Here is a 5,454-nt window from a genome sequence, read left to right on the forward strand (position 1 = left end):
CGCCACGATCCCGGGCTTGTCCAACAACCGGTTCAGATCGTCGCTCGCTTCGCTCGGACGATCTAACCTTATTCGTTCGGGAGGGATCGTCACCGCCGCCTCATCAGAAGCGGGAATGACGCCGACGACCAAAACTTCAGCGGAATCGTTACGAATGATCTCGCCGACTAGGCTCGAAGCGCCAAAGACCAGCACTCGCCGTCGAAAAAAACTGGGTTTGGCATAATAAAGCGCGGTACGAAGCCCGCAAATCGCGATGAAGGCGATGACAACCGTCAGCGCCAGGATACTGCGCCAGAGTGCCAATCCCGGAAAGATGAAGGCGAGCGTAGCCAGCGCCATCGAGCCGAGCGTCAATGAAACGACCACCCGGATCAGTACACCAGTGAGTCCCTCGCGCGCACTGACCTCGTAAAGCCCCATCGACGCCATCGAGAGCGTGAAGATCAGCCCGACGGTGATCTCGTAACCGACCAAGGGAAGCGGATCGACTGCCAAGACCCCATCCATCATCCACCATCGCAGATGCGAACCGACAACGAAGGAGAACCCAAACACCAGCGACTCCACCAATACCAATAGCAGCAATGGCAGACGCATGTAGTGTCCGAAGACGCGAATTGTATGCACGCGGACGTCTCTCCGTTCTAAATCTCGCCCAGGGTAAAACCTCGCCGCGCGGTTCTCCCTGAGTTTGAGTCAACTGCGAACGACTGATGAAAAAAGGCTGCCTGCATAACGATTTGGCAGAATTGGCAGCGCCCGGCGATACTCGTCAACCGGCGTAGATCATCGTTTCGGCCAGTCGTCTTCCGTAGGGTGGACAAGCGCAGCGCAGTCCACCAACGCCGACGCGGGATTCGGTGGACTTCGCTCTCGGTCGTCCACCCGGCCCAACTGATGACCAAGGCCCGTCAACCATCGCGCTGACACCACAGCGTCAAACGGCCGATCTGCCGAAGCCAGCAGCATCCTGAATCACATCCGTTTCAGTTCCTCGGGACCCAGCGCGGCACGCTTGGGAACGCCACGCACTCTCAACCAGCTTTTATACAGGAGATGACGAATCAATAGCCAGGGAGGCATCCGCACCCAATGCGCCCGCGCATACAGCAGCCAGCGCGCCAGGGCCGCGCGCCGCGTTGGATGATCCGGATGACCGGGGAGGATCGCCAAAGGCAGCAGCCAATCCATCAACGCCCCGACCGGCCGCGGCGGCGCCCAGCGTGACGCTGCGCGAAGCACCGGATCGGGCACCTCGGACGCCAGCAGCCGGCGTGTAAAGCGCAGACCATAATACAGCGGACGCCCCAATCCCAGTTGTTCCGCCCGAGGCACTAGCCCATCCCAAAAGCCCGGTTCGCGCCCGAAATGACGCAGCAGGTCGGCGACATCGACCAGATCGCGCAGCCGCAATCCCTCTTGCGGATCCCCCTCGAGCAAGAGGTGGACGAGCCCATGGAGAAGCATGTCGTGAGGCCCAAGCACCCGCGCCTGCGACCCTGCAACTGGACGAGTCCGTTCGAATAAGGGCGCAGGATCGAAATCGAAACGGCTGGTACGCGGTAGAATCCGGTGGTGGATGTCGATCTCGTTCTCGCGCTCGCGGTGGCGCAGCGGCGGGATCTCATGCATCCAGACCCGGTAGTAACGGTCGTCGTAGGGGCTGAGGGGCAACTTGATCCAGCCGCGCTCAAGCAGACGCGACTCCACAGCCTGGATGTCGGCATGTGGCACCAGCAGATCCAGGTCTGCGAAGAAACGACCAGGGGCCGCGGGCAGATCAGCCAGGACATAGGCCACGCCCTTGAGCGCGACGATGGGGACGTCCAACCCCTCCAACGCCCAGAGGACGCGGTTCAACTCCCAGGTCAGGAGCGTATGCCGATGCTGGACCAGATTCCGGGCCGAGCGCAGATGATTCACGGCGCGTTCCGGCACAGCGTCTAACGCGCCCAACGCCGCGAGTTGCGCCTCCAGCCGCCCCAAAAGACGCGTGCGACGGGCGACGCGCAAGAGCAGATCCCAATCTGTGGGTGGCAGACCCGGCAACGACTCCGGCGCGCGCAGCGCAGCCAGCAGCAAGGCGTTCGCCTGCTCCCTCTGGCGCGCCGACTCAGTCATCTGCTGCCCGGGTGAGTTCATCCAGCGCCTTGATTGCTTGGTCGAGATCTGAGTAGACCAGCGAATAGCAGTCACAGGCATCAACCATCCGTCCGACCAATTCGAACGATGTTTGACCTAGCACCTCATAATTGAAGGCGTTGGTCGCCACCATCAGAAAGGCCTCGGATTTGAGCATCGGTTCCAGACGCAATGGCGAGCCCGCCACCCAGCGCGGGAAGACGAACCAACCGGGTCGCGCGGTTTCGTGCATCCGCTCAACGCTCTCGGTCGGCGGACGCACATGGGCGATGGTGCCCTTGCGTGTCCCATAAAAGGACGGGCCGATATGAGCGCTCGGCGCAAAGGACCGGATGACCTCGATGGACTCGTTCTTGAGTGGGATGAGGCGCGGCAGGGGCAAAAGCGCGCCGTCTTCGGGGCGCACCAAGCCAAACTCATCGCATAGCAAGCGCCAGCCGGAATGGATCAAGGCAGCGCAGAGTGTCGACTTGCCATGACCAGGCCAGGCCGGGAGGATGATTGCGCGGCCGTTGCGCTCGACGACCGCGGCATGCAGCATCAATAAGTGATGAGAACGCTGCGCGATGCACCAGTTAAGACCCCATTCGAGCATGGGGAGATGATGATGTGCGGGAAGCAGTGGGAAAGGCGTGCGGCCGTCAACGAAAAATCGAACGTCGCGGCGGAGCCAGCGGCCGGGAGCCGGATTGCTCGTCGCTTGGATGTGGAAGTCTCGGACAGCTGCCCCCTCCGCCAGAGGATAGTCGCGCCAAAGTTCATAGAGAAGCCGGGCTAAATCCGGGCAATGGAGCCGAAGGTTGAAAACAAACGGGCCGATTTGAAGATCGACGCCTGAAGTGCTGCTCAGGCGCTGAGAGGCTAAATCGTAGCTCAGAGCACAAATCGTCATGCGTCCGATAGAGCCGGACAAGATACAAGAATCCCCAATTCAACGAAGCGATCAAGGAACGAGGACAAATCAGCAGCCGAGGTCTCTGAGTTGGAGCCATCGTCAACACTCGTGATACACGCCAGCAGATCCTCAAAGGATAGCGGAGACGCGATCAGGTAATCCAAAATCTGCGCGCCAGTAGCGTTAAGGAAATGAGTTTCACCAGAATCCACGCAGTAAACTAAATGTTCATTCTCCCACGCAACATCAACTAAAGAACACGCAGAAATCTGATAGCGCACCTGGCGATCAATCATGAGGTCGCATGCCAATCCCGCGCTAAGGACAAGCGTCTGGATTGAAAGATTGAGCTGCAGCAGCTGAATATAGAGCACCAGGAGGGCACTGTCCGGCATTCTCGCCATCATTGGGAATGGTTCCTAAACAGACTTCATCCCCTTGAGGAGTTTGATAGTCGGCATTCAATGCCGACGCTGTGCAACCACTCGTTGCGGCTAACGTACTCCCGCTCCGCAGTGTCAAAATCACAGGAGCCGCCGCTGCCGCCCCCTTGATCAGGCGACGCCGAGTCGTTCCTGCACACTGCTCCATTGCACTCATATCGCGCTCTGTCGTTTGGTCGGGTGAGTGATTCTTCATTCTTACCTGCCTTTGTATAAATTGAGGTCGCTGGTCGTGAGAAGCGGCTCCCATCGCCAGCCCCAGCAAAAAGATTCCTAGAGTGTGTTCTATGATAGCCTAATCTAGTCGGGACTCTAGGGGAAAACACAGCATGACTCACTCTAGCGCCCCGCCAACGACCTGACGCACATGACAAAACCTGCCAAACCTGTCAGTCACGACACCGATCGCCCCACACCCCGACAACACTCGATGCGTATACTGCACATTTTGGACCACTCACTCCCGCTGCACTCCGGATACAGCTTCCGCACGGCCAACTTGTTACGTGAACAGCAGCGGCGCGGCTGGGAAACCCATCAACTCACCGGGCCGCGACAGAGCGGCTGCCGAGCGTCAGAGGACGAATCCGAAGGCTTGCGCTTTCATCGCACCCAAGCGCCAGACGGCCCTGGTGCGCGCCACCCACTGATCGGCCCATGGCTGGAAACGCGCCAGACCGAAAGTCGCCTGCTGGAACTCGCCGCCCGCCTGAAACCGGACATCCTGCACGCCCACTCGCCCGTGCTCGATGCTCTACCGGCGCTGCGCGTCTCCCGCCGTCTCGGCATCCCGCTCGTCTACGAGATCCGAGCCTTCTGGGAGGACGCCGCCGTCGATCACGGCACGACACATGAAGGCAGCCTGCGCTACCGCGCCACCCGCTCGATCGAGACCTGGGTGATGAAAGGGGTCGACCACCTCTTCACCATCTGCGAAGGGCTACGTCGCGACATTGTCTCGCGTGGCATCCCTCCTGAGAAGGTCACCGTCATCCGAAATGCGGTCGACATCGAACACTTCCAACTGGCCAATCCGCCCGATCAGGCACTCAAACACCGACTCGGACTCGAGAACGGGCGCGTCATCGGCTTCATCGGCTCATTCTATGCCTACGAGCGCCTGGATCTCCTGCTCGACGCCCTCCCCCAACTGCTCCAGACACAGCCTGATCTGCGCATCCTCCTAGTCGGCGGCGGCCCACAGGAGGCTAACCTCAAGGCCCAAGCTCAGCGGCTCGGCATCGCCAACAAGGTCGTCTTCACCGGGCGGGTCCCCCATGCCGAGGTCAGCCGCTACTACGACCTCATCGACCTGCTCGTCTACCCCCGTCACTCGATGCGCCTGACCGAACTCGTCACCCCGCTCAAACCGCTGGAGGCCATGGCCCAAGGGCGTCTGCTCGTTGCCTCCGACGTTGGCGGACACCGCGAACTGATCCGCGATGGCGAGACCGGTCAACTCTTCGCCGCCGGTGACGTTGAGGCCTTGACCCAAAGCATCTGCAATCTGCTCGCACGCGAATCGGACTGGCCCGCCATGCGCCAGGCCGGACGCCGCTTCGTCGAGCAGGAGCGCAATTGGCGGCGGAGTGTCGACAACTACGCCGAGCCCTACGCTCGCCTGGTACAGGAACGAAACCTGCCATAGGACAATCGCATCACGTTTTTCTAGGCTCGACCCTGGATCGAACCCGCGCAACCCTTCAAGATCAACCGTCTGTCGCTCGAACGCTTTGAAGGTTCCGGCACCAACCTATTCGCCGAATTCGAAAGGACGCCGAGCAAGCCTGGCATGACCGGCAAGAGGCAGCCGGGCGTTGATCATCGGACCGTCCAGTCGGTTGAGTCGACACCGCGCATCCTTTCAGGCAAAGCGACGTGGGAGCGGGGGCCCCCCCCCCCCCCGCCCCCCCCCCCCCCCGGGGGGCCCCCCCCCCCCCCCCCACACAGGGGGGGGGAAAAATCAACCCC

Annotated in this window: 4 protein-coding genes and 1 pseudogene; 1 reads left to right on the plus strand and 4 read right to left on the minus strand. The window is 60.9% G+C overall.

The genetic code is table 11. From position 1 onward, the window contains the following. The 4 genes and pseudogenes from G3480_RS24865 to G3480_RS24880 all read right to left on the minus strand — a co-directional run. Positions 1 to 630 (minus strand): annotated as a pseudogene (locus G3480_RS24865) (TIGR03013 family XrtA/PEP-CTERM system glycosyltransferase); the annotation flags it as partial. Positions 631 to 978: 348 nt separating this feature from the next. Continuing rightward, positions 979 to 2,124: a nucleotidyltransferase domain-containing protein gene (locus G3480_RS24870; RefSeq protein ID WP_164656915.1), complete on the minus strand. Its 1,146-nt coding sequence runs from the start codon at positions 2,122 to 2,124 to the stop codon at positions 979 to 981. Continuing rightward, positions 2,117 to 3,058 (minus strand): HprK-related kinase A, encoded by a 942-nt coding sequence (locus G3480_RS24875; protein WP_240906050.1) that lies wholly within the window; start codon positions 3,056 to 3,058, stop codon positions 2,117 to 2,119. Before G3480_RS24875 ends, G3480_RS24870 begins: the two co-directional genes overlap by 8 nt. Next, positions 3,034 to 3,447 carry an HPr-rel-A system PqqD family peptide chaperone gene (locus G3480_RS24880; RefSeq protein ID WP_164656916.1) on the minus strand — a complete coding sequence of 138 codons (414 nt, stop codon included), beginning with the start codon at positions 3,445 to 3,447 and terminating at the stop codon, positions 3,034 to 3,036. Before G3480_RS24880 ends, G3480_RS24875 begins: the two co-directional genes overlap by 25 nt. A 466-nt stretch (positions 3,448 to 3,913) precedes the next feature. On the opposite strand from G3480_RS24880, the gene G3480_RS24885 reads away from it, so the two are divergent. Beyond that, on the plus strand, positions 3,914 to 5,131 hold the full coding sequence (locus G3480_RS24885; protein WP_164656917.1) for a TIGR04063 family PEP-CTERM/XrtA system glycosyltransferase: 1,218 nt from the start codon (positions 3,914 to 3,916) through the stop codon (positions 5,129 to 5,131). Positions 5,132 to 5,454: the final 323 nt, after the last annotated feature.

It is taken from the genome of Thiorhodococcus mannitoliphagus, assembly GCF_010915725.1.
Taxonomy (GTDB): domain Bacteria; phylum Pseudomonadota; class Gammaproteobacteria; order Chromatiales; family Chromatiaceae; genus Thiorhodococcus; species Thiorhodococcus mannitoliphagus.